The sequence below is a fragment of the Martinezella lusitana genome (genome assembly GCF_900094565.1).
GTDB classification, from domain to species: Bacteria; Pseudomonadota; Alphaproteobacteria; order Rhizobiales; family Rhizobiaceae; genus Rhizobium; species Rhizobium lusitanum.
The window spans coordinates 178,408-202,666 of the sequence record NZ_FMAF01000005.1; the positions used below are offsets into that span (position 1 = coordinate 178,408).

General features: G+C 60.6%; 24 protein-coding genes. 21 read left to right on the forward strand and 3 right to left on the reverse strand.

Features of this window, described 5'->3' with window-relative positions; all coding sequences use genetic code 11:
• Positions 1-360: 360 nt before the first annotated feature.
• The 12 genes from GA0061101_RS13065 to lipA all read left to right on the forward strand — a co-directional run bounded on the left by GA0061101_RS13065 (position 361) and on the right by lipA (position 11,934).
• A complete protein-coding gene (locus tag GA0061101_RS13065; RefSeq protein ID WP_037201942.1) occupies positions 361-1,248 on the forward strand; it encodes a VOC family protein in 888 nt (295 codons plus the stop codon).
• Positions 1,245-2,084: a 3-deoxy-8-phosphooctulonate synthase gene (gene kdsA / locus GA0061101_RS13070; RefSeq protein WP_047638060.1), complete on the forward strand. Its 840-nt coding sequence runs from the start codon at positions 1,245-1,247 to the stop codon at positions 2,082-2,084. The genes GA0061101_RS13065 and kdsA overlap by 4 nt, the downstream gene beginning before the upstream one ends.
• Positions 2,085-2,233: 149 nt before the next feature.
• Positions 2,234-3,508, forward strand: a complete 1,275-nt coding sequence (eno, locus tag GA0061101_RS13075) for a phosphopyruvate hydratase (RefSeq protein ID WP_037201947.1) — start codon at positions 2,234-2,236, stop codon at positions 3,506-3,508.
• A gap of 230 nt (positions 3,509-3,738) precedes the next feature.
• Positions 3,739-4,050, forward strand: a complete 312-nt coding sequence (locus GA0061101_RS13080) for an FtsB family cell division protein (protein ID WP_037201949.1) — start codon at positions 3,739-3,741, stop codon at positions 4,048-4,050.
• Positions 4,051-4,207: 157 nt separating this feature from the next.
• Entirely contained in the window at positions 4,208-5,251 is a 1,044-nt protein-coding gene (gene pdhA / locus GA0061101_RS13085; protein ID WP_034505126.1) for a pyruvate dehydrogenase (acetyl-transferring) E1 component subunit alpha, read from the forward strand.
• 17 nt (positions 5,252-5,268) lie between these two features.
• Positions 5,269-6,645, forward strand: coding sequence for a pyruvate dehydrogenase complex E1 component subunit beta (locus tag GA0061101_RS13090; protein ID WP_037201952.1), 1,377 nt, complete (start codon positions 5,269-5,271; stop codon positions 6,643-6,645).
• A 15-nt stretch (positions 6,646-6,660) separates the two neighbouring features.
• Positions 6,661-8,019, forward strand: a complete 1,359-nt coding sequence (locus GA0061101_RS13095; protein ID WP_092573703.1) for a pyruvate dehydrogenase complex dihydrolipoamide acetyltransferase — start codon at positions 6,661-6,663, stop codon at positions 8,017-8,019.
• Positions 8,020-8,157: 138 nt separating this feature from the next.
• Positions 8,158-8,799, forward strand: coding sequence for an SGNH/GDSL hydrolase family protein (locus tag GA0061101_RS13100; RefSeq protein ID WP_092573704.1), 642 nt, complete (start codon positions 8,158-8,160; stop codon positions 8,797-8,799).
• 54 nt (positions 8,800-8,853) lie between these two features.
• Positions 8,854-10,299 (forward strand): dihydrolipoyl dehydrogenase, encoded by a 1,446-nt coding sequence (gene lpdA / locus GA0061101_RS13105; RefSeq protein WP_037201960.1) that lies wholly within the window; start codon positions 8,854-8,856, stop codon positions 10,297-10,299.
• Between the two features lie 55 nt (positions 10,300-10,354).
• Entirely contained in the window at positions 10,355-10,609 is a 255-nt protein-coding gene (locus GA0061101_RS13110) for a GlsB/YeaQ/YmgE family stress response membrane protein (RefSeq protein WP_034480636.1), read from the forward strand.
• 68 nt (positions 10,610-10,677) lie between these two features.
• Positions 10,678-10,926, forward strand: coding sequence for a GlsB/YeaQ/YmgE family stress response membrane protein (locus tag GA0061101_RS13115; protein ID WP_037201967.1), 249 nt, complete (start codon positions 10,678-10,680; stop codon positions 10,924-10,926).
• 36 nt (positions 10,927-10,962) lie between these two features.
• Entirely contained in the window at positions 10,963-11,934 is a 972-nt protein-coding gene (lipA, locus tag GA0061101_RS13120; RefSeq protein WP_037201970.1) for a lipoyl synthase, read from the forward strand.
• Between the two features lie 38 nt (positions 11,935-11,972).
• Here lipA and GA0061101_RS13125 read toward each other — a convergent pair whose 3' ends face one another.
• The gene (locus GA0061101_RS13125) at positions 11,973-12,347 is read right to left on the reverse strand and encodes a VOC family protein (protein WP_047638067.1); all 375 of its coding nucleotides are present in this window, start codon (positions 12,345-12,347) and stop codon (positions 11,973-11,975) included.
• 143 nt (positions 12,348-12,490) lie between these two features.
• On the opposite strand from GA0061101_RS13125, the gene GA0061101_RS13130 reads away from it, so the two are divergent.
• Genes GA0061101_RS13130 through GA0061101_RS13145 form a run of 4 tightly spaced genes read left to right on the forward strand, consistent with a single transcriptional unit; the run spans position 12,491 to position 14,745 of the window.
• Positions 12,491-13,084, forward strand: a complete 594-nt coding sequence (locus tag GA0061101_RS13130) for a P-loop NTPase family protein (RefSeq protein ID WP_092573705.1) — start codon at positions 12,491-12,493, stop codon at positions 13,082-13,084.
• Between the two features lie 13 nt (positions 13,085-13,097).
• Positions 13,098-13,691 (forward strand): P-loop NTPase family protein, encoded by a 594-nt coding sequence (locus tag GA0061101_RS13135; protein WP_047638068.1) that lies wholly within the window; start codon positions 13,098-13,100, stop codon positions 13,689-13,691.
• 31 nt (positions 13,692-13,722) lie between these two features.
• The gene (locus GA0061101_RS13140; protein WP_047638070.1) at positions 13,723-14,289 is read left to right on the forward strand and encodes a P-loop NTPase family protein; all 567 of its coding nucleotides are present in this window, start codon (positions 13,723-13,725) and stop codon (positions 14,287-14,289) included.
• Positions 14,290-14,298: 9 nt separating this feature from the next.
• Positions 14,299-14,745, forward strand: coding sequence for a type II toxin-antitoxin system RatA family toxin (locus GA0061101_RS13145; RefSeq protein ID WP_034505627.1), 447 nt, complete (start codon positions 14,299-14,301; stop codon positions 14,743-14,745).
• Positions 14,746-14,760: 15 nt separating this feature from the next.
• Here GA0061101_RS13145 and GA0061101_RS13150 read toward each other — a convergent pair whose 3' ends face one another.
• Both GA0061101_RS13150 and GA0061101_RS13155 read right to left on the reverse strand, forming a co-directional pair.
• Entirely contained in the window at positions 14,761-15,258 is a 498-nt protein-coding gene (locus tag GA0061101_RS13150; protein ID WP_092573706.1) for a CinA family protein, read from the reverse strand.
• Positions 15,255-16,475, reverse strand: coding sequence for a bifunctional 2-C-methyl-D-erythritol 4-phosphate cytidylyltransferase/2-C-methyl-D-erythritol 2,4-cyclodiphosphate synthase (locus GA0061101_RS13155; protein WP_047638073.1), 1,221 nt, complete (start codon positions 16,473-16,475; stop codon positions 15,255-15,257). The genes GA0061101_RS13150 and GA0061101_RS13155 overlap by 4 nt, the downstream gene beginning before the upstream one ends.
• Positions 16,476-16,697: 222 nt before the next feature.
• Here GA0061101_RS13155 and dusB point away from each other — a divergent pair, with 222 nt between their 5' ends.
• From dusB to ntrX, 5 genes are all read left to right on the forward strand, one after another.
• Positions 16,698-17,726, forward strand: coding sequence for a tRNA dihydrouridine synthase DusB (gene dusB / locus GA0061101_RS13160; RefSeq protein ID WP_047557701.1), 1,029 nt, complete (start codon positions 16,698-16,700; stop codon positions 17,724-17,726).
• A complete protein-coding gene (locus GA0061101_RS13165; RefSeq protein WP_037201988.1) occupies positions 17,723-18,880 on the forward strand; it encodes a two-component system sensor histidine kinase NtrB in 1,158 nt (385 codons plus the stop codon). The genes dusB and GA0061101_RS13165 overlap by 4 nt, the downstream gene beginning before the upstream one ends.
• Positions 18,877-20,328 carry a nitrogen regulation protein NR(I) gene (gene ntrC, locus GA0061101_RS13170; RefSeq protein WP_037201990.1) on the forward strand — a complete coding sequence of 484 codons (1,452 nt, stop codon included), beginning with the start codon at positions 18,877-18,879 and terminating at the stop codon, positions 20,326-20,328. The genes GA0061101_RS13165 and ntrC overlap by 4 nt, the downstream gene beginning before the upstream one ends.
• A gap of 284 nt (positions 20,329-20,612) precedes the next feature.
• Positions 20,613-22,886, forward strand: a complete 2,274-nt coding sequence (locus tag GA0061101_RS13175; RefSeq protein WP_037201992.1) for a sensor histidine kinase NtrY-like — start codon at positions 20,613-20,615, stop codon at positions 22,884-22,886.
• Positions 22,876-24,240, forward strand: a complete 1,365-nt coding sequence (gene ntrX, locus GA0061101_RS13180) for a nitrogen assimilation response regulator NtrX (protein ID WP_037201994.1) — start codon at positions 22,876-22,878, stop codon at positions 24,238-24,240. The genes GA0061101_RS13175 and ntrX overlap by 11 nt, the downstream gene beginning before the upstream one ends.
• The last annotated feature ends 19 nt before the right edge of the window (positions 24,241-24,259 follow it).

Below are 24,259 nucleotides of genomic sequence, written 5' to 3' on the forward strand. Positions count from 1 at the left end.
ATATGTGTTCCGCAAGTACTTAAATTTCGGTAAAGCTTTGCACGGACAGTTAAATATTCGACATCACTGGGTGGACCCGATAAAAGTCTCATATGGTTATATTCGCGCTAACATATCGGAAAACATAAGGAAATGCTGTTTAGTCCTTCATTGGGCGCATGCAGCCTACCTTGAGTAGCTGACGCATGGATGAAAGCCATTTTCACGACATGCGAATCCGGTACCAATCAAAGAATCAGCCGCGTGATCTGGCGTCTTCGACAGGACATGCGGTGTCTTGCGCCTCTATCGTCTTGCTTTCATCTTGAATTGGAGGATGGATGGGCGCAAACCTGCGGGCGCAGGAAAATAGGAGACATCATGACTTTGTCGCCGCATCCGCTGGATCATCTCGTATTGCCGACCGTCAATCTCGCTTTGGCGCGCGAGCGGCTCGGCAAGCTCGGTTTCACCGTCGCGCCCGACGCCCGGCATCCGTTCGGCACCGAGAATGCCTGTGTCTTCTTTGCGGACAAGACCTATCTTGAACCGCTGGCAGTGGCATCCCCTGAGCAATGTGAGGAGAGCGTCGGCGCGGGGAATGTCTTCGTTGCGCGCGATCAGGCCTATCGCTTCCGGCTCGGTGAAGACGGCTTTTCAGCCGTGGTGTTCGGCTCGGAGGATGCTGTCGCCGATGACGAGCGCTTTCGGGTAAGCGCCATCTCGGCGGGACGCATGCTGGATTTCTCGCGTCCCATGAAAATGCCGGATGGAACGGAGACCGTCGCCGGTTTTCGTCTCGCTTTCGCCGCCGATCTGCGTGCGCCGGATTTTCTGGCCTTCTGCTGCCAGCGCATCAATCCGCTGCCGGCCGATCGCAGCGTGCTGGAGCGCCATGAAAACGGCGTCACCGGCATTGCGCGGGTGGCGATATCGACACCCACCCCGGCCGCGTTCCGCACTTTCTTCGAAGCGATCGTCGGTGAACCCTGGATATCGGAACATTCTTTCGGTCTGACGATCAGGGCGGCCAATGCCGATATCGAGCTCCTGACGCCGGCAGGCATGGAAGCGTTTTACGATTTGCCTGTTCACTCGGACGATCCCGGCTTGCAGGCGCGCGCAATCCTTTTCAAAACACGCGATCTTTCCGTGACATCGTCGCATTTCGCTGCTAACGGCGTCACCTACACGCGTAAGAACAATCGTATATTGACAAGGCTGGCCCCCGGACCGGGCGCCCTGTTCGCCTTCGAGGAGATAGCATGAGCACGAATTCTGAAGTGATCGTCGGCGAGGGAGCCTCCAAGGTTCTGTTTTCCAACACCGCCAAGCTGTCGCTTATTGCTGGTCCGTGTCAGATGGAAAGCCGCGAGCATGCTTTTATGGTTGCTGGCGTCCTGAAGGAACTCTGCGGCAAGCTTGGCATCGGCCTTGTCTACAAATCCTCCTATGACAAGGCGAACCGGACTTCGCTCTCCGGCAAGCGCGGCATCGGCCTTGAAAAATCCATGGAAGTCTTTGCCGATCTGAAAAAGGAATACGGTTTTCCGGTCTTGACCGACATTCACACGGAAGAGCAGTGTGCTGTCGTCGCCAAGACGGTCGATATCCTGCAGATCCCGGCCTTCCTGTCGCGCCAGACAGACCTGCTGGTTGCCGCCGCCAAGACCGGCCGCGTCGTCAACGTCAAGAAGGGACAGTTTCTGGCTCCCTGGGACATGAAGAACGTGCTTGCCAAGCTGAACGACAGCGGTAACCCGAACATTCTTCTGTGCGAGCGCGGCGCCTCCTTCGGCTACAATACACTGGTCTCCGACATGCGCTCGCTGCCGATCATGGCGGCGATGGGCGCGCCGGTGATTTTCGATGCGACCCATTCCGTGCAGCAGCCCGGCGGGCAGGGCGGTTCGACGGGCGGCGATCGCCGATTCGTCGAGACGCTGGCGCGCGCCGCCGTCGCCGTTGGCGTCGCCGGCGTTTTCGTCGAGACGCATGAAGATCCGGACAATGCGCCGTCGGACGGCCCGAACATGGTCTATCTGAAGGATATGCCGCGGCTTCTTGAGAAGCTGCTTGCCTTCGACGCCATCGCCAAGGCTTGAGAAATATCAGGCATTCAACAGGCTGACATGTATTTGCGTTACGGGGCCTGCAGGAGTGCGAAATCGGGGTGCGGAGCGGCATTGTAATTTCCGCGTCTTCGATTAAGACCATTTCAATCGATTTATAAACCAGCGAGCAGGAAGCTATCATGACCGCAATCACCGACATTATCGCCCGCGAGATTCTCGACAGCCGTGGCAATCCGACTGTCGAAGTCGATGTCTACCTCGAAGATGGCAGCATGGGCCGCGCGGCGGTTCCGTCGGGTGCGTCGACCGGCGCGCATGAAGCCGTCGAGCTTCGCGACGGCGGCAAGCGCTATCATGGCAAGGGCGTGGAGAAGGCTGTCGAAGCCGTCAATACCGAGATATTCGACGCGATCGGCGGCATGGACGCTGAAAATCAGATCCAGATCGACGACATCATGATCGAGCTTGACGGCACGCCGAACAAGTCCCGCATCGGCGCCAATGCCATCCTCGGCGTATCGCTCGCCGCCGCCAAGGCAGCTGCCCAGAGTGCAAACCTGCCGCTCTATCGCTATGTCGGCGGCGCTCACGCTCGCCTGCTCCCGGTTCCGATGATGAACATCATCAACGGCGGCGCCCATGCCGACAATCCGATCGATTTCCAGGAATTCATGATCCTGCCGCTCGGCGCAGACACTTTCCGCGATGCCGTGCGCATGGGCTCGGAAGTATTCCACGTCCTCAAGAAGGAACTGGCTTCCCAGGGCCACAACACGAACGTCGGTGACGAAGGTGGCTTTGCGCCTGGCCTCTCCAGCGCCCCTGCCGCTCTCGACTTCATCATGAAGTCGATCGAAAAAGCCGGCTACAAGCCGGGCGAAGAAATCGCTCTTGGCCTTGATTGCGCTTCGACGGAGTTCTTCAAGGACGGCAAGTATGTGCTCGAAGGCGAAGGCCGCACGCTGGAATCCGGCGCCATGGCCGAATACCTCGCTGAACTCGCCGCCAACTACCCGATCGTTTCGATCGAAGACGGCATGGCCGAGGACGACTGGGAAGGCTGGAAGACGCTCACCGACCTGATCGGCAAGAAGACGCAGCTCGTCGGCGACGACCTGTTCGTCACCAACTCCGCTCGTCTGCGCGATGGCATCCGCATGGGCGTCGCCAACTCGATCCTCGTCAAGGTCAACCAGATCGGCACGCTGACGGAAACGCTCGACGCTGTCGAAACCGCGCACAAGGCCAACTACACGGCCGTCATGTCGCACCGCTCCGGTGAAACCGAGGACTCGACCATCGCCGATCTCGCGGTTGCCACCAACTGCGGTCAGATCAAGACCGGCTCGCTGTCGCGCTCCGATCGTCTTGCCAAGTACAACCAGCTCATCCGCATCGAAGAAGGTCTCGGCCCGCAGGCGAAGTATGCCGGCCGCTCCATTCTTCGTGGCTGAGCCTGACCCGCAGGATCCGTCGGATTTTGCTGTTCATATTCGCTGATCTTGAACCGCGCCCTCGGGCGCGGTTTTTTGTTGGGCGCGCGGTAGAGTCAACGGACGGTTAATCTCTCACGGCTAAAGTTGCTCTAGGTGTTTGATTTGACGTGATCTTATCCGCAGCCGCAATGCTTCCGTCGCATCGTCTGAGGTTTGAGATTGCCTACGGCAGGGCGTTTCGAGCGAGTATGTGGACAAAATATCATAAGAAGAGAAGGTTCGGCCGTTTCGTCCTTCCCGCCGTAACGGTCGCTTTTGTGAGCTACTTCGGCTATCACTGTGTGCACGGCGACTACGGCCTGAAGGCGACCGAGGTTTTTGAGCGGCGTCGTCTCGACCGCAGCAAGGAACTTGCCGATCTGGTCGCGAAGCGCGAGCACCTCGAAAAAGAGGTCGCTCTGCTCAGTGACGGCTCTCTGGACAAGGATATGCTCGACCAATACGCGCGCTATCAGCTGACCTATTCCAAGGCGAACGAGATCGTCATTTTCAACAAATAGCCATAATTAACCAGATTTCGGTTAATCATTCTTTTTGTAGTTATAACAATAACTTACGAAGAATATGAGCCATGCAATTATAGCATTGCTGTGGCGAACAATCTTGCCTATGTTACGCCTCACCATAAAACGAGGCTACTCACACAGGGAGGGTTGAATGGCGCCGCGAAAAACCGCGTCCGTTTCCAGCCGCAAGACAGTATCCAAGCCCGCCAAGGACACCAATGGCGGTCCAATCGCGGATTTCGACCGTGATGCTGAGCTCAAGGCTTATCGTGAGATGCTCCTGATCCGCCGTTTTGAAGAGAAGGCCGGCCAGCTTTACGGCATGGGCTTCATCGGCGGCTTCTGTCACCTTTACATTGGTCAGGAAGCTGTCGTCGTCGGCATGCAGATGGCTTTGAAGGACGGCGACCAGGTCATTACCGGTTATCGCGACCACGGGCACATGCTGGCAACCGGCATGGAAGCACGCGGCGTCATGGCCGAGCTTACCGGGCGCCAGGGCGGCTATTCCCGAGGGAAGGGCGGCTCCATGCACATGTTCTCCAAGGAAAAGAATTTCTACGGCGGCCACGGCATCGTCGGCGCGCAGGTCTCGCTCGGCACCGGTCTCGGCTTTGCCAACTGGTATCGTGGCAATGACAATGTCAGCGTCGCCTATTTCGGCGATGGCGCCGCCAACCAGGGCCAGGTCTACGAAAGCTTCAACATGGCGCAGCTTTGGAAGCTGCCTGTGATTTTCGTGATCGAGAACAACCGTTACGCCATGGGTACGTCGACGGCGCGCGCCACCGCGCAGGCCGATTTCTCGAAGCGTGGTGCGTCCTTCGGCATCCCGGGCATCCAGGTCGATGGCATGGACGTTCGCGCCGTCAAGGCTGCGGCTGACGAGGCTGTCGAGCACTGCCGTTCCGGCAAGGGCCCGATCATCTTGGAAATGCTGACCTATCGTTATCGTGGTCACTCCATGTCGGACCCGGCCAAGTATCGTTCCAAGGACGAAGTGCAGAAGATGCGCTCCGAACATGATCCGATCGAACAGGTTCGTGTTCGCCTTCTCGAAAAGGGCTGGGCAACGGAAGACGATCTCAAGGGTATCGACAAGGATGTTCGCGATATCGTCGCCGACAGTGCCGATTTCGCCCAGAACGATCCTGAGCCGGATGCCTCCGAGCTCTACACCGACATTCTGCTCTAAATCGGGGAGGGACATCCATGCCCATCGATATCCTTATGCCCGCCCTTTCTCCGACGATGGAAGAGGGCACCCTTTCGAAATGGCTCAAGAAGGAAGGCGACAAGGTCGTTTCCGGTGACGTCATTGCCGAAATCGAAACCGACAAGGCGACCATGGAAGTGGAAGCCGTCGACGAAGGCACGATCGGCAAGCTGCTGGTCGACGCCGGCACCGAAGGCGTCAAGGTCAACGCCAAGATCGCCATCCTGCTGCAGGACGGCGAATCCGCTTCCGATATTTCCGCCGTAAAGGCAGCGCCCGCTGCCGAGCCTGCCAAGGTCGAAACGCCTGCAGCGGCCGCTCCCGCGCCGGCACCTGTTCCGGCTCAGCCCAAAGCCGCTCCCGCCGATCCGGAAATCCCGGCCGGCACGGAAATGGTGTCGATGACGGTGCGTGAAGCGCTGCGCGACGCGATGGCCGAGGAAATGCGCGCCAATCCGGACGTTTTCGTCATGGGTGAGGAAGTCGCCGAATATCAGGGCGCCTACAAGGTCACCCAGGGCCTGCTGCAGGAGTTCGGTCCCCGCCGCGTTGTCGACACCCCGATCACCGAACATGGCTTCGCCGGTATCGGCGTCGGTGCCGCCATGGCCGGCCTTCGCCCGATCGTCGAGTTCATGACCTTCAACTTCGCCATGCAGGCGATCGACCAGATCATCAACTCCGCTGCCAAGACGCTCTATATGTCCGGCGGCCAGATGGGCGCACCGATCGTCTTCCGCGGCCCGAACGGCGCGGCAGCTCGCGTCGGCGCTCAGCACAGCCAGGACTATGCCTCCTGGTACAGCCACATTCCCGGCCTCAAGGTCGTCATGCCCTATACGGCAGCCGACGCCAAAGGCCTGCTCAAGGCGGCGATCCGCGATCCGAACCCGGTCATCTTCCTCGAGAACGAAATTCTCTACGGCCAGCACTTCGACGTGCCGAAGCTTGATGATTTCGTTGTACCGATCGGCAAGGCCCGCATCCATCGTCCCGGCAAGGATGTCACGGTCGTATCCTTCGGTATTGGCATGACCTATGCCACCAAGGCCGTGGCCGAGCTGGAAGCCCAGGGTATCGATGTCGAGCTCATCGACCTGCGCACCATCCGTCCGATGGATCTTCCGACGGTTATCGAATCCGTCAAGAAGACCGGCCGCCTTGTCACGGTCGAGGAAGGCTATCCGCAGTCCTCCGTCGGCACGGAAATCGCCACCCGCGTCATGCAGCAGGCTTTCGACTATCTCGATGCGCCGATCCTGACGATTGCCGGCAAGGACGTGCCCATGCCTTACGCCGCCAACCTCGAAAAGCTGGCGTTGCCGAATGTCGGTGAAGTGGTCGATGCGGTGAAAGCCGTTTGCTACAAATAAGGGGAGGGCTCATCGATGCCTATCAACATCACCATGCCTGCCCTCTCGCCGACCATGGAAGAGGGCAACCTCGCCAAGTGGCTGGTCAAGGAAGGCGATAAGATCAAGTCCGGCGACGTCATCGCCGAGATCGAGACCGACAAGGCAACGATGGAAGTCGAAGCCGTCGATGAAGGCACAGTCGCCAAGATCGTCGTTCCCGCCGGCACCGAAGGCGTGAAGGTCAATGCCTTGATCGCTGTGCTCGCCGGCGATGGCGAGGACGTTGCCGCTGCCGCCTCTGGTGCTGGTACCGCTCCGGCTCCTGCCGCGGCCCCCAAGGCGGAAGCAGCTCCTGCGGCTGCGCCAGCTACAACACCTGCTGCGGCAAGCGTCGCGGCTCCCGCTGCATCCGCTCCGGCCCCGGCAGCAACGGATGGTCATCGCACCTTCGCTTCGCCGCTCGCACGTCGCCTTGCCAAGGAAGCCGGCGTCGATGTGACGGCAGTTGCCGGCTCCGGCCCGCATGGCCGCGTGGTCAAGAAGGATATCGAAGCCGCGATATCAGGCGGTACTGCCAAGGCTGCTCCATCGGCAGCACCAGCCGCACAGCCTGCTGCTGCCGCTGCTGCTCCGGCCGCAGCACCTAAGGGCATGTCGGAAGAGGCCGTCCTCAAGCTGTTCGAGCCCGGTTCCTACGAGCTCGTACCGCATGACGGCATGCGCAAGACCATCGCCAAGCGCCTGCAGGAATCCAAGCAGACCATCCCGCATTTCTACGTCTCGGTCGATTGCGAACTCGACGCGCTGCTGGCGCTTCGCACGCAGCTCAACGATGCCGCTCCGAAGTCGAAGGACGGCGCGCCGGCCTACAAGCTTTCGGTCAACGACATGGTGATCAAGGCCCTGGCTCTTGCGCTGCGTGACGTGCCGGATGCCAACGTCTCCTGGACCGACAGCAATATGGTCAAGCACAAGCATGCCGATGTCGGCGTTGCCGTTTCCATTCCGGGCGGTCTGATCACGCCGATCATCCGCAGTGCCGAACTGAAGACGCTCTCCGCCATCTCCAACGAGATGAAGGACTACGGCAAGCGCGCCAAGGAGCGCAAGCTGAAGCCCGAGGAGTATCAGGGCGGCACGACCGCCGTATCGAACATGGGCATGATGGGCGTCAAGAACTTCGCCGCCGTCGTCAACCCGCCGCATGCGACCATTCTGGCCGTTGGCGCGGGCGAGCAGCGGGTGATCGTCAGGAAGGGCGAGATGGCGATCGCCACCGTGATGAGCGTCACGCTGTCGACCGACCATCGTGCCGTCGACGGCGCGCTCGGTGCCGAACTCCTGGCGGCCTTCAAGGGCTACATCGAAAACCCGATGGGGATGCTCGTCTGAGCTTAGAGCCGGATGATTTTAGGTCTGATCGACCTAAAATCTGAATCCGCTCTGGAATGAAATAGGTAGAGCGTGATGTCGCCCGAAATCCCCTCACACTTTTCGGCATCACGCTCTCGTCGCGACACGGAGGCATGAATGACCAAAACTGTTCTGTGTTACGGCGACTCGCTGACATGGGGCTATAACGCGGAGACGATCGGCCGTCATGCCTACGAAGACCGGTGGCCGAGCGTGCTGCAAAGGGCGCTCGGCAATCAGGTTCGCATCATCCCGGAAGGGCTGAACGGCCGCACGACCGCTTTCGACGATCATCTCGCCGATTGCGACCGCAATGGTGCGAGGATTCTGCCGACGATCCTGCAGACCCACAACCCGCTCGATCTCGTCATCCTCCTGCTCGGCACCAACGACATGAAACCGGTCGTGGCGGGTGCCGCTTTCGCGGCCACGCAAGGTGTGCGGCGATTGATTCAGCTCGTGCGCAATCATACATGGGGGTTCGGTTACGACGTCCCGGATATTCTGATCGTGGCGCCGCCCGTCATCTCCGAAACGGCCAACCCGGTCTTTGCCGCCAACTATCGCGGCGCGATCGAGGAATCGGCAATGCTTGCGACGCTTTACCGTGATCTTGCCGATGAGGAGAGCTGCGGCTTCTTCGATGCAGGCTCGGTTGCCATCACCACGTCGCTCGACGGCGTGCATCTCGATGCGGAAAACACCCGGGCGCTCGGTCGCGGCCTAGAGCCGATCGTGCGGATGATGCTCGGTCTCTGATAAATTAAGGCGCCGGGGCTTCCGATCCGCCGCCACCAATAAGGCAGGAAACATATGGCTGAGAATTACGACCTCATTATCATCGGTTCCGGTCCCGGCGGTTACGTCGCTGCCGTGCGTGCCGGCCAGCTTGGCCTGAAAACCGCAATCGTCGAGCGCGAACATCTGGGCGGCATCTGCCTCAACTGGGGCTGCATACCCACAAAGGCGTTGCTTCGCTCTGCCGAAATTCTCGATCATTCCAATCATCTGAAGGACTACGGCCTCGTTCTCGAAGGCAAGGTGAGCGCGGATGTGAAGGCGGTCGTCGCTCGCTCGCGCGGCGTTTCCGCCCGTCTCAACCAAGGCGTCGGCTTCTTGATGAAGAAAAACAAGGTCGACGTCATCTGGGGCGAAGCCAAGATAACCAAGCCGGGCGAGATCGTCGTCGGCAAGGCGAGTAAGCCGGCCGTCGAGCCACAGCATCCGTTGCCGAAGAACGTCAAGGGTGAGGGCACCTACACCGCCAAGCACATCATCGTTGCGACTGGCGCCCGTCCGCGCGCGCTGCCGGGCATCGAGCCGGACGGCAAGCTGATCTGGACCTATTTCGAAGCGCTGAAGCCGGATTTCCTGCCGAAGTCGCTGCTGGTCATGGGCTCTGGCGCCATCGGCATCGAATTCGCAAGCTTCTATCGCTCGATGGGCGTCGACGTCACCGTCGTCGAAGTCATGCCGACCATCATGCCGGTCGAAGATGCCGAAATCTCGGGCATCGCCCGCAAGCAGCTTGAGAAGCGCGGCCTGAAGATTTTCACCAAGGCGAAGGTCACAAAGGTCGATAAGGCTGCCAACAGCATCACCGCCCATGTCGAAACCGAAGACGGCAAGGTTCAGCAGATCGTTGCCGATCGCATGATTTCGGCCGTCGGCGTCCAGGGCAACATCGAAAACCTTGGGCTCGAAGCGCTCGGCGTGAAGACCGATCGCGGCTGCGTCGTCATCGACGGCTACGGCAAGACCAATGTTGCGGGCATCTACGCGATCGGCGACGTTGCCGGCCCGCCGATGCTGGCCCACAAGGCTGAGCATGAGGGCGTCGTCTGCGTCGAGAAGATCGCCGGGCTGCCGAATGTTCATCCGACCGACAAGAGCAAGGTTCCGGGCTGCACCTATTGCCAGCCGCAGGTTGCTTCCGTCGGCCTGACCGAAGCCAAGGCCAAGGAACTCGGCCACGATATCCGCGTCGGCCGCTTCTCCTTCGTCGCCAACGGCAAGGCGATCGCGCTCGGCGAGGACCAGGGTCTCTGCAAGGTCATCTTCGACAAGAAGACCGGCGAGCTGCTGGGCGCGCATATGGTCGGCGCCGAGGTCACCGAGCTCATCCAGGGCTTCGTCGTCGCCATGAACCTGGAGACGACGGAAGAAGAGCTGATGCACACGATCTTCCCGCATCCGACCGTTTCGGAAACGATGAAGGAGGCGGTGCTCGACGCCTACGGCCGGGTGCTGAACGCTTGATAATTTCCTGCCTCGCCCTTTATCCGAAGGGTGGAAAACAGCAAAGGAAATCAACATGTCTATAGCTGCTCAAGGTTGGATCGTCTTTCTTCTCATTGGGCTGGTCGCGGGTTTTCTCGCGAGCCTGGTGGTCGGGGGCGGCGGGCTCATCGGTTGCCTGGTGAGCGGGGTGATCGGGGCCTTTGTCGGCGGCTTCCTGTTCCACTGGTTCGGGATTTCGCTGGGTATTGAAAATGCGCTTGTCGTGGAGATCATCCATGCCACGGTCGGCGCGATCATCGTGGTGCTCTTGGCGAGATTGATCGTCTAGGGCACCTTGGCAAAATGCAACACGGCGTCCGGCAGGATCATTCCGAGGAGCGCCTGATCGAGGGTTTGATGGAAAGCGTAGGTTGGCTGGGTCTGATCATCATCGGCGGTCTTGCTGGCTGGCTCGCGGGCAAGCTGATGGATGCGCGCTACGGCATCATCCTCAACATCATCCTCGGCATCGCCGGCTCGGTGGTGGCCGCGGCGTTGATGGTGGCCCTGCATGTCGGCGTGCCCGGCGGCCGCCTCGGTTTTTTTATCACCGGTTTCATCGGTGCATGCATTCTGATATTCCTCGCTAAATTCGCACGGCGATGAATGGGCCGCACTTAAGCGGCGGAAAGTAGACGTTTCATGGTCACGATTCTCGACACGATCAACCCGGAAGCCAAGCGCGTACGACACCCGGAGAAGGCGCATCGGCCGGATACGGAAGTCCTGCGCAAGCCGGACTGGATTCGCGTCAAGGCGCCGACATCGAAGGGCTATGCCGAAACCCGCTCGATCGTGAAGGAGCATAAGCTCGTCACCGTCTGCGAGGAAGCGGGCTGCCCGAACATCGGCGAATGTTGGGACAAGAAGCACGCCACCTTCATGATCATGGGCGAGATCTGCACGCGCGCCTGCGCCTTCTGCAATGTCGCCACCGGCAAGCCGAACGCGCTCGACATGGCCGAGCCGGAAAATGTCGCCAAGGCCGTCAAGCAGATGGGCCTCAGCCACGTCGTCATCACGTCGGTCGACCGCGATGATCTTGCGGACGGCGGCGCCGAGCATTTCGAGAAGGTGATCTGGGCGATCCGCGCCGCTTCGCCCATGACGACGATCGAAATCCTGACGCCGGACTTCCTGAAGAAGCCGGGCGCGCTGGAGCGCGTCGTCGCCGCCAAGCCCGACGTTTTCAACCACAATATGGAAACCGTGGCAGGCAACTATCTGACGGTCCGTCCGGGCGCACGCTACTTCCATTCGATCCGCCTGCTGCAGCGGGTCAAGGAACTGGATCCCACCATGTTCACCAAGTCGGGCATCATGGTCGGCCTGGGCGAAGAGCGCAACGAAGTGCTGCAGCTGATGGACGACCTGCGCACCGCTGACGTCGACTTCCTGACCATCGGCCAGTATCTGCAGCCGACGCGCAAGCATCATCAGGTCATGAGCTTCGTCACGCCGGAAGAGTTCAAGTCCTACGAGACCGTGGCTTACACCAAGGGCTTCCTGATGGTCGCCTCCAGCCCGTTGACGCGCTCTTCCCACCATGCTGGCGACGATTTCGCCCGGCTGCGGGCTGCGCGCGAGAAGAAGGTTCTGCTAGCGGCGGAATAGGAGAACAGTCTCTCCGTCCTCATGAGGGCGCGGAGATCTTAGGAACTTTTGGGTTCGAATAATTCGATCGCGTTGCCGGACGGGTCTTCGCACAGGATTTGTCGTCCGCCTGGTCCCTCTATGATGTCGTTGCGGAAATGAACACCATGTTCGCGCAGAGTGGAAACGAGCGCAGGCAATTCTCCTTGGATCTCAAGCACGAACCGGTTCCAGCCGCCCGGTTCAGGTTTGCGGCCGTCCGGCATTGGCCGGGAAGCCGACGCCATCGGGCCTGCAAGCCACAATGTGAGGTCGTCCCGCGTCAGAATCGCCATTGCCGGTCCGAACTGTTGCTTTAGCGTAAAGCCGAAATGCTTCAGATAGAATGCCGCTGCCGTTTCGACATCCTCGACTATGTACCGCACCGTCGCCATTGCGCTGCTCCTCGAGCTGGCTAAGGGATGCTACCACGGTTTTCGCGTGCTTCGCCATAAGATCGTCATCCGTTTGATTTAGGAAACATGCCCGCCGTTTGTTGCCGGTACCGGCACTTTCGATTCGATTATGGAGCTGTACCGTGGAGCAAATCGTCGCGCCGCAGACGCATGTCCGTGCCGTTGATATCGAAGAGGCGGCTGAGCTTATCAAAGAGGCGAACCGCATCCTCGTCATAGGCTGCTCCGGTACCGGCAAAAGCACGCTGGCGCAGGCGATTGCCTCGTTGCTCGGGCTGACCTACGTGTCCATGGACCGCGATATCTTCTGGCTGCCGGGTTGGAAGTCTCGCTCGCGTCCGGAAGCGATCTCGCGGATCGAGCACGCGGTCGCCGGGCCGCGCTGGATCATGGACGGCAACAGCCCCGGAACCTTGCCGCTGCGGCTGTCGCGCACCGAGATCGTCCTGTGGCGCCGCCCTCCACGGCATGTTGCGCTATGGGGCGTGTTTTCGCGCTGGCTGCGCTACAGGGGCAGCACTCGACCGGAGATGGCGGCTGGATGCCCGGAGCAACTGACGTGGACATTCCTGCGTTACATCTGGACTTTCGAGCGTAACGAAGTGCCGCAGTTTCAGGAAATGCTCGCGCTGCATGGCCGCCATGTGCCTGTTTTGACGCTGAAATCCTATCGCGACGGCGAGGAGCTGCTGGCACGTCTGCAAAGCAAGATCTGAAGCGGGTGGTATCATGGATCAGATGACGATGCCTGCGCTGCGCAACGAAATAGACGACCTCGCCCAGGCCGCCGATCGTATCCGCAGGGCGAACCGTATCCTGGTGATGGGCTGCTCCGGCGGCGGCAAATCGACACTGTCGCTGCAGATCGCCGCCCGCTTCGGCCTCGCTTATGTCTCGATCGATCGCGATGTGCTGTGGTTGCCGGGCTGGAAGCAGCGCGACAAGGCCGAGCAGCGCGCGATCATCCTTTCCAAGATCGCGGGCGAGCGCTGGATCATGGACGGCACGAATCCCTCCACCTTCGACATACGCCTGCCGCGAACCGACTTCGTCATCTGGGTGCGGATGCCACGGCTGCTTTGCATCTGGGGTGCCGTCTCCCGCTGGGTCAAATGGATCGGCCGCACGCGCCCGGAAATGGCGCCCGGCTGCAGAGAGAAAGTCGACTGGGAATTTCTGCGCTTCATCTGGACGTTCGAGGAAAAGTTTACGCCGCGCGTCGTCACCGGCCTTGTCGAACATGGCCCGGATGTACCGGTCCTTCAACTGACTAGCCGCCGGCAGATGCGCCGGCTTCTTGATCTGCTTGCGGCCTCTGTTTGACTGAGATTCCTTGCTTTCCGGAGATGAGAATATGAAGGTGCTAAGTGATCTCACCGAAGCTGCCGCACGGCTTAATGCGGCCGATCGGGTTCTCGTTATAGGATGCTCCGGTGGCGGTAAGTCGACCCTGTCGCAAACGATCTGTGAGCGCCTGAATCTGCCTTATGTCTCCATGGATCGTGACTTCTATTGGTTGCCGGGATGGATCAAACGCGCAAGAGCAGAGGAGCGTAGCCTGATCGCCGCCAAAGTCGCGGAGGAGCGCTGGCTGATGGATGGCAGCGGGCAATCCTCTTTCGATTTGCGACTGCCGCGCACGAATTTGATTCTGTGGGTGCGTATGCCGCGATGGCTCTGTCTCTGGGGCGCCCTCTCCAGAGCGGTCATGGGTTACGGCAGGACACGGCCGGAAATGGCGGAGGGTTGTCCGGAGCGGATCGATGGAGAATTCCTGCGCTATATCTGGAATTTCGAGAGGATGACCGTTCCGAAAATTCTTGCAGGCTTAGCTCAACACGGCCCCGATGTGCCTTTTTTACAGTTAAAATCCCGCGGCGAAATGCGTCAGCTTCTTGATCTTCTTGGCCGTCCTGCTTAATTGCCGATCATGCCTCAATTCGAAACCCATCGCCCCGTTCCGCATTCGCCTGACCAGATGTTCGACCTCGTCGCCGACGTCGAGCGCTATCCGGAATTCCTGCCGCTTTGCGACGGGCTTGTCGTTCGCAGCCGCAAGGAACGCGACGGTAAGGTGTTGCTGATCGCCGACATGACCGTTGGCTATAAGGCGATCCGCGAAACCTTCACCACGCAGGTGTTGCTGAACAAGCTCGAACGCGCCATCGATGTGAAATATATCGACGGCCCTTTCAAATATCTCGACAATCGCTGGCGCTTCGCGCCGTTGGAAAACGGCGGCTGCAGCATCGATTTCTTCATCGATTACGAGTTCAAGAGCCGCATTCTCGGCGCCTTGATGGGATCGATGTTCGATCGTGCATTTCGCATGTTCACGGATGCCTTCGAGACGCGCGCGAACAAGATCTACGCGTAAGGCCGGATTTCGGCGTCACCGGTCGAGAGCGATCAGCATTTCCAGCGCCGTCTTCACGGTAGCAAGCCGCACCTTGTCGCGGCCGATGTCGCCATAGCGCATCTCGTGGTGGATCAGCGCGCCGTTACGCGCCTTGGCGGCAAGGTGGACGAGACCCACAGGCCTTTCCGCTGACCCGCCGCCGGGACCGGCTATACCGGTGACTGCGACTGCAAGATCCGCATGCGAACGGAAGAGGGCGCCGTGCGCCATCTGCAGTGCCGTTTCCTTCGAGACGGCGCCGAAACGCGCAAGCGTCTGCTCCTGAACGCCGAGCATCTCCATCTTCGCCGCGTTGGTGTAGGTGACGAAACCACGGTCGACGACAGACGACGAGCCGGGGATTTCCGTCAATGCGCCGGCGATCAATCCACCGCTGCAGGATTCCGCCGTGGCGACCATTCGGCCCTTTGCCGTGAAGTCCGTGACGATGGTTTGCGCGAGCGCAAGTATGTCCTCCGGGAAATGCGTCACGCCTTGCCTCCGCGATAGACCACGGTTGCCGTTGCGATAGCGGCGATGCCTTCGCGGCGACCGACGAAGCCGATCCCTTCGTTTGTGGTTGCCTTCACCGAACAGCGATCGAGGCTGATGCCCAGAAATTCGGAGAGCTTTGCGCGCATGGCGTCGCGATGCGGCCCGACCTTCGGCGCCTCGGCGATCAGCGAGACATCCGCGTTCATGATGGTTCCGCCGCGCTCGCGGACGATCTTCGCCGCATGCTCGATGAAGATGCGGGATGCCGCACCCTTCCATTGGGGATCGGAGGGCGGAAAGTGGTCGCCGATATCGCCTGCGCCGCAGGTCGCGAGCAAGGCATCCGTCAATGCATGCAGCGCGACGTCGGCGTCGGAATGTCCCTTCAGCGTCTGGTCGTGCGGAATGAAGATGCCACAGAGCGTGACGCCGTCACCCGGCTCCAGCTGGTGCACGTCATAACCGTTGCCGGTGCGCACATCGGGCAGAAGAGTGGCGCTGAGCTTCTCATCGGCCATGGCGATATCCCTTTTGATGGTCAGTTTGATATTGTCGGCACTGCCGGTCACGAGCGTGACAGGTAAACCGTTCCATTCGGCGATAGCGGCATCGTCGGTAAAATCGGTCCTGCCGTCGGCAGCCGCTTTTTCATGTGCGGCGAGAATATCGGCAAACCGGAAGGATTGCGGCGTCTGCGCGGCATGAAGTCCGGCGCGAGGCACCGTTTCCACGACCAGCGCATGTCCATCTGCCCGCTTCAGCGTGTCCGTGACAGGCATTGCGGGCAGAACTGCCGGCGCACCGGCCGCAAGGGCCTCGGCAACGCGATCCAGCAGATCGTGGTCGAAGAAGGGGCGCACGGCATCATGGATCATGACATGCGTCACGCCGCTCCCCTGCAACTGCCGTAATCCCGCGAGCACCGATTGCTGCCGCGTCGCGCCGCCGAAAGCGATCTCGACGTCGGGCGAGCCGGCCACCTGCTTCAGCGCCGACCGCAGCAGGCTCTCATCGTCGTGGTGGATGACGATGACGATCTTCGCCGCCTGCGGCCATGTCACGAATCTTTCAAGCGTATGCGCAATAACCGCTCTGCCGCCGATCGCGCGATATTGCTTGGGACCTTCGCCAGGCGACCCCGCCCGTTCGCCGCGTCCGGCGGCAACGATCACGATTCCCACCGACAGCGGTTGCGTTGAATGCATTTGCGTCATAAACCCCCGAGGAATAAAAGGCTCCGTCTCCAGCATGCTTCTGAAAAGCGTAGAGCTTTCTTTTGAACAAGCACATGCTAAATAGATCGCCAAAGCGGGATCTCGCTCCAGCAGGGTCTATCGTCTTGAATGGGTATTTTCCAGCATTTGCCCAAAAAATATCGGGCCTCTCCGAAACCTCTTGGCAAACTTCTCAAGCCTGTCTAAAAATAGTGCAGATGTATGGTGTGCCCGAAAGATAATCATTTGCTTTCATCCGAGCTTGCAACTTCGTTTTCCATCGGCCCGGTGTCTATCCGCAATCGCGTCGTCCTTGCGCCGATGTCGGGCGTGACCGATCTGCCTTTCCGGCAGCTGGCTTTGCGCTATGGGGCGGGCCTTGTCGTGACCGAGATGGTGGCTAGCCGCGAGCTGGTGCAGGACACGGCCGAATCCTGGGCACGACTGAAGAGCGCCGGGCTGAAGCCGCACATGGTGCAGCTTGCCGGCCGCGAGGCTCACTGGATGGCGGAGGCGGCCAGGATCGCTGCCGGCAACGGTGCCGATATCATCGATATCAACATGGGCTGTCCGGCCAAGAAGGTCATCGGCGGCTATTCCGGCTCGGCACTGATGCGCGATCCGGATCACGCGCTCAGCCTGATCGAGGCGACGGTGGGCGCGGTTGATATTCCCGTCACGCTGAAGATGCGGCTCGGCTGGGACGAGAATTCCATCAACGCGCCATTGATCGCGCGCCGTGCCGAAGAGGCAGGCATTCAGCTCGTGACCATCCATGGCCGCACGCGCATGCAGTTCTACGAGGGCAGGGCGGATTGGGATGCGATCCGCGCCGTGCGTGACGTCGTCTCCATTCCGCTGGTCGCCAATGGCGATGTCGAGACACCAGAGGATGCGCGGGAAATCCTGCGCCGGTCCGGCGCCGATGCCGTCATGATCGGTCGCGGTTGCCAGGGTCGCCCCTGGCATGCGGGCGTTCTGGCCGGTCATCGCGCGCCGGGACGCCATGAGATCGTCGAGATCGCCCTGGAGCATTATCAGATGATGCTGGATTTCTATGGCGAGGCTGTCGGCATCCGCCATGCCCGCAAGCATCTGGCCTGGTATCTGGATCGCCATGCTCCGGCGACCACCGGCGCCGACAAGGCAAAAATCATGACTTCGAAAGATAGCCGTGAGGTAGCCGCATCATTCCATGCGGCATTGCAGGCCGGGGCGGATCTCGCCCCATGCGTCCAGGAGGCGGCATGACTTCAAAATCCAGCTCCGGGACCGGGGAGAGCGCGGGCAATTCCGTCGCCATGGCCGTTCTCAACGCGATCCAGAACCCGGTCGTCATGGTCGACGAGGCGGGTCTCATCGCTTTCGCCAACTGGGAGGCAGAAGTCTTCTTCGGCGCCAGCGCCTCGCATCTGTCGCGCTACAAGATCTCGACCTTCATTCCATTCGGCAGTCCGCTGCTGGCACTGATCGACCAGGTGCGCGAGCGCCGCGCGCCCGTCAACGAATATCGCGTCGATCTCAGCTCGCCGCGTCTCGGGCAGGACAAGCTGGTGGACCTCTACGTCGCGCCGATTTCCAGCGAGCCCGGCTCCGTGGTGGTGGTGTTCCAGGAACGCTCGATGGCAGACAAGATCGACCGGCAATTGACGCATCGCGCCGCCGCCCGCTCGGTCACCGGCCTTGCCTCCATGCTGGCGCATGAAATCAAGAACCCGCTGTCTGGTATTCGCGGCGCCGCGCAGCTGCTCGAGCAATCCGTCGAGGACGACGATCGCGCGCTGACGCGCCTCATCTGCGACGAAACCGACCGTATCGTGTCGCTGGTCGACCGCATGGAGGTTTTTTCCGATGAGCGGCCGATCGATCGCGTGCCCGTCAATATCCATTCCGTCCTCGATCATGTGAAGGCGGTCGCCAAGGCCGGTTTTGCCCGCAACATCAAACTGTCGGAGAATTATGATCCGTCACTGCCGGCGGTTTTCGCAAACAGGGACCAGCTCGTGCAGGTCTTCCTGAATCTGGTGAAGAATGCCGCGGAGGCGGTCGGCGATCGGCCGGATGGCGAGATCATGCTGACGACGGCCTATCGTCCGGGCATTCGTCTTTCCGTCGCCGGCACGCGTGAAAAGATCTCGCTGCCGCTCGAATTCTGCGTGATCGACAATGGTCCCGGCGTGCCGGCCGATCTCGTGCCGCATCTGTTCGATCCGTTCATCACGACCAAAACCAACGGTACCGGCCTCGGTCTGGCGCTGGTCGCCAAGATCATCGGCGACCATGGCGGCATCGTCGAATGCGACAGCCAGAACCATCGCACTACTTTCCGCGTTTTGATGCCGGCCTCCAAAGGCATCACGCTTGAAGACGCCCCCTTTCCGAACTCTACAGGGACTACTCGATGACAGCCACGATCCTTGTCGCCGATGACGATGCGGCCATCCGTACCGTGCTCAACCAGGCTTTGAGCCGCGCGGGTTACGACGTACGCATCACGTCCAACGCCGCCACGCTCTGGCGCTGGGTTTCCGCCGGCGAAGGCGACCTCGTCGTAACCGACGTCGTCATGCCCGACGAAAATGCCTTCGACCTTTTGCCGCGCATCAAGAAGGCGAGACCGGATTTGCCTGTTCTGGTTATGAGCGCGCAGAACACCTTCATGACGGCGATCAAGGCGTCGGAGAAGGGCGCTTATGATTATCTGCCGAAGCCGTTCGACCTCACGGAGTTGATCGCGATCGTCGGCCGTGCCCTGTCCGAGCCCAAGCGCAAGCCGGCGAAGCTTGAGGACGACATGCAGGACGGTATGCCGCTTGTCGGCCGCTCGGCTGCCATGCAGGAAATCTATCGCGTGCTGGCGCGCCTGATGCAGACCGACCTGACGCTGATGATCACCGGCGAATCCGGCACCGGCAAGGAGCTGGTGGCGCGCGCCCTGCACGACTACGGCAAGCGTCGCAACGGTCCCTTCGTTGCCATCAACATGGCGGCGATCCCGCGCGACCTCATCGAGTCGGAACTGTTCGGCCATGAGAAGGGCGCCTTTACCGGCGCACAGACCCGCTCGACGGGGCGCTTCGAGCAGGCCGAGGGCGGTACGCTGTTTCTCGATGAAATCGGCGATATGCCGATGGACGCGCAGACGCGTCTTCTGCGCGTATTGCAGCAGGGCGAATATACGACCGTCGGCGGCCGCACGCCGATCCGCACCGACGTTCGCATCGTTGCCGCCACCAACAAGGATCTGAAGCAGGCGATCAATCAGGGCATGTTCCGTGAGGATCTCTATTATCGCCTCAACGTCGTGCCCTTGCGCCTGCCGCCGCTGCGCGACCGTGCGGAAGATATTCCCGATCTGGTGCGTCATTTCATTCAGCAGGCCGAGAAGGAGGGGCTCGGCTCCAAGCGTTTCGATCAGGAAGCGCTGGAACTGATGAAGGCCTATCCCTGGCCAGGCAACGTCCGCGAGCTGGAAAACCTCATCCGCCGGCTGATGGCGCTTTATCCGCAGGATGTCATCACCCGCGAGATCATCGATGCCGAATTGCGCGCCGACGTTCCCGACAGCCCGATCGAGAAGGGCCCTGTCCGCAGCGGCAGCATGACCATTGCCCAGGCGGTCGAGGAAAACATGCGGAGCTATTTCTCAAGCTTCGGCGACAATCTCCCGCCTCCCGGCCTCTACGACCGTGTTCTGACCGAAATGGAGTACCCGCTGATCCTTGCGGCCTTGACCGCCACGCGTGGCAATCAGATCAAGGCCGCCGATCTTTTGGGGCTGAACCGCAATACGCTGCGCAAAAAGATCAGGGAACTGGGTGTTTCCGTCTACAGAAGCTCCCGCACGGCTTGACAACGTGATCGGATGCGTTGCATTTTCGCCACAATGCGTTGCTTAAAGGTCACGCAGCAGATTCGTCTTTTTCGCGATGGCGATTCGTCCGGCTTACAGCCATAAATCGGCAGTTGGCCTGATTTTTCAGCCTATTGCAGAGATGAATTCAAGTAAAGATTTCGCTTTTAGGCGAAACCGGACGACAGCTGCCGCCTTGCCTGTCACTCACGCTGATGCCGAAAATGGCGGCAGCGTGAATTGAGCAGGGCGCCGACCGTCGCTCGGGCGTGGAGATGATGGGAATGATGCAGGACGCGGTGTCGCCGACGGCGAGCGACGAGGCGGTTGTCAGAGTGACGGACCGTCGTGCTTCCTTCGCTCTACCTGGCCTGATCTTGGCCGGCGGCGCGCTGCTGTGCGCGATTGCGACCCTGTTGATGCTCCTCGGACTGACGCCGGTAGCCCCAACCTCGTCCGTCGTCTTCACGTCGGTTGTAATCAACGGCATGTTCGTTCTTGGGTTGATGGCGCTGATTGCGCGGGAGGTTGCGCGACTGGTAAAGGCGCGCAGCCGCGGTCGTGCCGCGGCTCGCCTCCATATTCGTATCGTCGCCCTCTTTTCGATCGTCGCGATCACGCCGGCCATTCTCGTCGCCATCGTGGCCAGTTTGACGCTCAATGTCGGCCTCGACCGCTGGTTCGGGGTGCGCACCCAGCAGATCATCAGCTCGTCGCAGAGCGTGGCGCAAGCCTATCTGATGGAAAATGCGAGCTATCTGCAGGGGCAGACCGTCTCGATGGCGAATGACCTGGAGCGTAACCGTTCGCTCTATAGTCTGGATCGCACCGGCTTCGCCGATCTGATGACCCGTCAGGCAAGAGGCCGCGGCTTACTCGGCGCCTTCCTCGTGCGTCGTGACGGCAGCGCCATCGTCCAGGCCGAAATCAAGACCGAGCGTCCGCTGCCGGCAATTCCGAAGGATGCGCTCGATGCGTCCGCCAATGGCCAGCCGACGCTTATTCCGCCCGGTGTCACCAACCTCGTCGGCGCGGTCATCAAGCTCGATGAGATTCCCGGCTCGTTCCTTTATACCGTGCGGGCCGTCGATCCGCGCGTCATGAACGCGATGCGCATGGTGGAAGACAACACGGCCGAATACAAGGCGATGGAAGAGGGGCGCATGTCCCTGCAGATCGCCTTTGCCGTTCTCTACATCGGCTTTGCTCTGATCGTGCTTCTGGCTGCGATCTGGACCGCCATTGCGATCGCCGACCGTATCGTGCGGCCGATCCGCCTCCTGATCAGCGCCGCTGACAATGTTGCTTCAGGCAACATGAATGTCTTGGTCCCGGTGCGTTCGGCCGATGGCGACGTCGGCAGCCTGTCGCGCACCTTCAACAAGATGATCTCGGAAATCCGCACCCAGCGCGACGAGATCCTCGAGGCGAAAGACGAGGTGGATGACCGCCGCCGCTTTATCGAGGCGGTGCTTTCGGGCGTGACGGCGGCCGTGATCGGCGTCGAGCATGACCGCCGTATCACCATCGTCAATACTTCTGCCGAAGATCTGATGACGCTGACGAGCGATGAACTGGTCGGCAAGAGCCTGGTAGAAATTGCCCCGGAGGTCGATCAGGTCGTGACAGAGGCGACGATGCGTCATCGCAGTGACTTCCGCAAGCAGATCAGCCTCGTGAGGGGCGGGACGGTGCGCACGCTGAGCGTCCAGGTGACGCGAGAGGAATCGCGCGACGCGAATGAATCCTATGTCATTACGCTCGACGACATCACCGATCTGGTCATAGCGCAACGCTCGACCGCCTGGGCTGACGTGGCGCGCCGCATTGCCCACGAGATCAAGAACCCGCTGACGCCGATCCAGCTCTCAGCCGAGCGCATTCGCCGCCGTTTCGGAAAGAATATCGCCGAAGCCGATCGTCCGGTTTTTGATCAGTGCACGGATACGATCATTCGCCAGGTCGGCGATATCGGCCGCATGGTCGACGAGTTCTCTTCCTTTGCCCGCATGCCCAAGCCGACGATGGAGCCGAGCGACCTGCGCGACGTTCTGCGCGATGCGGTGTTCCTGCGCGAGATGGGCAACAGCCACGTTAAATTCGAGCGTGAATTGGGCGATGAGCGGCTGGAAGGCATGTTCGATACGCGAATGCTCGGCCAGGCCTTCGGCAATCTCATCAAGAACGCCGTTGAAGCGATCGAAGGCTTGCCGAGCGACGAAGCGCGCGCGCAGCCGAAGATCCTGGTGCGTGCCTCTCTGGATCCGGAGCGCGATCGCTTTACCGTCGATGTCATCGACAATGGCCGCGGCCTGCCGGTGGAGAACCGGCACAGCATTCTCGAACCGTATATGACGATGCGTGAGAAGGGCACTGGCCTTGGGCTCGCGATCGTCAAGAAGATCATTGAAGACCATGGCGGGCAGATCGAACTCCACGACGCTCCCGCCGAATTCGACCAGGGCAAAGGGGCCATGATCCGCGTGCATCTGCCACGCCGTGAGCAGGCCGCCGTTGCCCAGACAGCAAGTGACAAGGAAAGTGTTTATGGCATCTGATATTCTCGTAGTCGACGACGAGGAAGATATTCGCGAAATCGTTTCGGGAATTCTTTCGGATGAGGGCCACGAAACCCGCACCGCGCATGATAGCGACAGTGCGCTCGCGGCGATCTCCGATCGAGCGCCGCGATTGATCTTCCTCGATATTTGGATGCAGGGCAGCAAGCTCGACGGTCTGGCATTGCTGGATGAGATCAAGGCGCGCCATCCCGATCTGCCCATCGTCATGATCTCCGGCCACGGTAATATCGAGACGGCCGTGTCAGCCATCAAGCGAGGCGCGTTCGACTTCATCGAAAAGCCTTTCAAGGCCGATCGCCTGATCCTGATCGCGGAACGCGCGCTGGAAAACTCCAAGCTGAAGCGCGAAGTCACGGAGCTGAAGCGCCGCACAGGCGACGCTGTGGAGCTCATCGGCACCTCGGTCGCCGTCTCGCAGCTTCGCCAGACCATCGACAAGGTGGCGCCGACCAACAGCCGCGTCATGATCTTCGGCCCCTCAGGTTCCGGCAAGGAATTGGTGGCCCGCATGATCCACAAGAAGTCGGCACGCTCCGGCGGTCCTTTCGTGGCGCTGAACGCAGCGACGATCACGCCGGAGCGGATGGAAATCGCCCTCTTCGGCACGGAAGGCTCTCCGGGGCAGGCGCGCAAGATCGGCGCTCTGGAAGAGGCGCATCGGGGCATCCTCTATCTCGATGAAGTCGGCGAAATGCCGCGCGAGACGCAGAACAAGATCCTGCGCGTGCTGGTCGATCAGCAGTTCGAGCGCGTTGGCGGCTCGAAGCGGGTCAAGGTGGATGTGCGCATCATCTCGTCCACTGCCTATAATCTCGAAAGCCGCATCGCCGAGGGCCTGTTCCGCGAAGACCTTTATCATCGCCTGGCTGTCGTGCCGGTGCGTGTTCCGGCACTTGCCGAGCGGCGTGAGGATATACCCTTCCTCGTCGACCAGCTGATGCGGCAGATTTCCGAACAGGCCGGCATCCGCACGCGGCGGATCGGTGATGATGCGATGGCTGTGTTGCAGGCGCATGATTGGCCGGGCAACATCCGTCAGCTGCGCAACAATATCGAGCGGTTGATGATTCTGGCGCGCACCGACGGGGCGGATACGCCGATCACCGCCGAAATGCTGCCAACCGATCTCGGTGACATGCTGCCGAAGGTATCCGCCAAGAACGACTATCACATCATGACGCTGCCGCTGCGCGAGGCCCGCGAGATGTTCGAGCGCGACTACCTGATCGCGCAGATCAACCGTTTCGGCGGCAATATCTCGCGCACGGCGGAATTCGTCGGCATGGAGCGCTCTGCGCTGCATCGCAAGCTGAAATCGCTGGGTGTCTGATCCCTGGCGCAACGCTCCA

What these genes read in the sequence shown, in the direction of transcription:
- GA0061101_RS13065 (WP_037201942.1), top strand. Translation starts at nt 361, where the DNA reads ATGACTTTGTCGCCGCATCCGCTGGATCATCTCGTATTGCCGACCGTC.
- kdsA (WP_047638060.1), top strand. Translation starts at nt 1,245, where the DNA reads ATGAGCACGAATTCTGAAGTGATCGTCGGCGAGGGAGCCTCCAAGGTT.
- eno (WP_037201947.1), top strand. Translation starts at nt 2,234, where the DNA reads ATGACCGCAATCACCGACATTATCGCCCGCGAGATTCTCGACAGCCGT.
- GA0061101_RS13080 (WP_037201949.1), top strand. Translation starts at nt 3,739, where the DNA reads ATGTGGACAAAATATCATAAGAAGAGAAGGTTCGGCCGTTTCGTCCTT.
- pdhA (WP_034505126.1), top strand. Translation starts at nt 4,208, where the DNA reads ATGGCGCCGCGAAAAACCGCGTCCGTTTCCAGCCGCAAGACAGTATCC.
- GA0061101_RS13090 (WP_037201952.1), top strand. Translation starts at nt 5,269, where the DNA reads ATGCCCATCGATATCCTTATGCCCGCCCTTTCTCCGACGATGGAAGAG.
- GA0061101_RS13095 (WP_092573703.1), top strand. Translation starts at nt 6,661, where the DNA reads ATGCCTATCAACATCACCATGCCTGCCCTCTCGCCGACCATGGAAGAG.
- GA0061101_RS13100 (WP_092573704.1), top strand. Translation starts at nt 8,158, where the DNA reads ATGACCAAAACTGTTCTGTGTTACGGCGACTCGCTGACATGGGGCTAT.
- lpdA (WP_037201960.1), top strand. Translation starts at nt 8,854, where the DNA reads ATGGCTGAGAATTACGACCTCATTATCATCGGTTCCGGTCCCGGCGGT.
- GA0061101_RS13110 (WP_034480636.1), top strand. Translation starts at nt 10,355, where the DNA reads ATGTCTATAGCTGCTCAAGGTTGGATCGTCTTTCTTCTCATTGGGCTG.
- GA0061101_RS13115 (WP_037201967.1), top strand. Translation starts at nt 10,678, where the DNA reads ATGGAAAGCGTAGGTTGGCTGGGTCTGATCATCATCGGCGGTCTTGCT.
- lipA (WP_037201970.1), top strand. Translation starts at nt 10,963, where the DNA reads ATGGTCACGATTCTCGACACGATCAACCCGGAAGCCAAGCGCGTACGA.
- GA0061101_RS13125 (WP_047638067.1), bottom strand. Translation starts at nt 12,347, where the DNA reads ATGGCGACGGTGCGGTACATAGTCGAGGATGTCGAAACGGCAGCGGCA.
- GA0061101_RS13135 (WP_047638068.1), top strand. Translation starts at nt 13,098, where the DNA reads ATGGATCAGATGACGATGCCTGCGCTGCGCAACGAAATAGACGACCTC.
- GA0061101_RS13140 (WP_047638070.1), top strand. Translation starts at nt 13,723, where the DNA reads ATGAAGGTGCTAAGTGATCTCACCGAAGCTGCCGCACGGCTTAATGCG.
- GA0061101_RS13145 (WP_034505627.1), top strand. Translation starts at nt 14,299, where the DNA reads ATGCCTCAATTCGAAACCCATCGCCCCGTTCCGCATTCGCCTGACCAG.
- GA0061101_RS13155 (WP_047638073.1), bottom strand. Translation starts at nt 16,475, where the DNA reads ATGACGCAAATGCATTCAACGCAACCGCTGTCGGTGGGAATCGTGATC.
- dusB (WP_047557701.1), top strand. Translation starts at nt 16,698, where the DNA reads ATGGTGTGCCCGAAAGATAATCATTTGCTTTCATCCGAGCTTGCAACT.
- GA0061101_RS13165 (WP_037201988.1), top strand. Translation starts at nt 17,723, where the DNA reads ATGACTTCAAAATCCAGCTCCGGGACCGGGGAGAGCGCGGGCAATTCC.
- ntrC (WP_037201990.1), top strand. Translation starts at nt 18,877, where the DNA reads ATGACAGCCACGATCCTTGTCGCCGATGACGATGCGGCCATCCGTACC.
- GA0061101_RS13175 (WP_037201992.1), top strand. Translation starts at nt 20,613, where the DNA reads ATGATGCAGGACGCGGTGTCGCCGACGGCGAGCGACGAGGCGGTTGTC.
- ntrX (WP_037201994.1), top strand. Translation starts at nt 22,876, where the DNA reads ATGGCATCTGATATTCTCGTAGTCGACGACGAGGAAGATATTCGCGAA.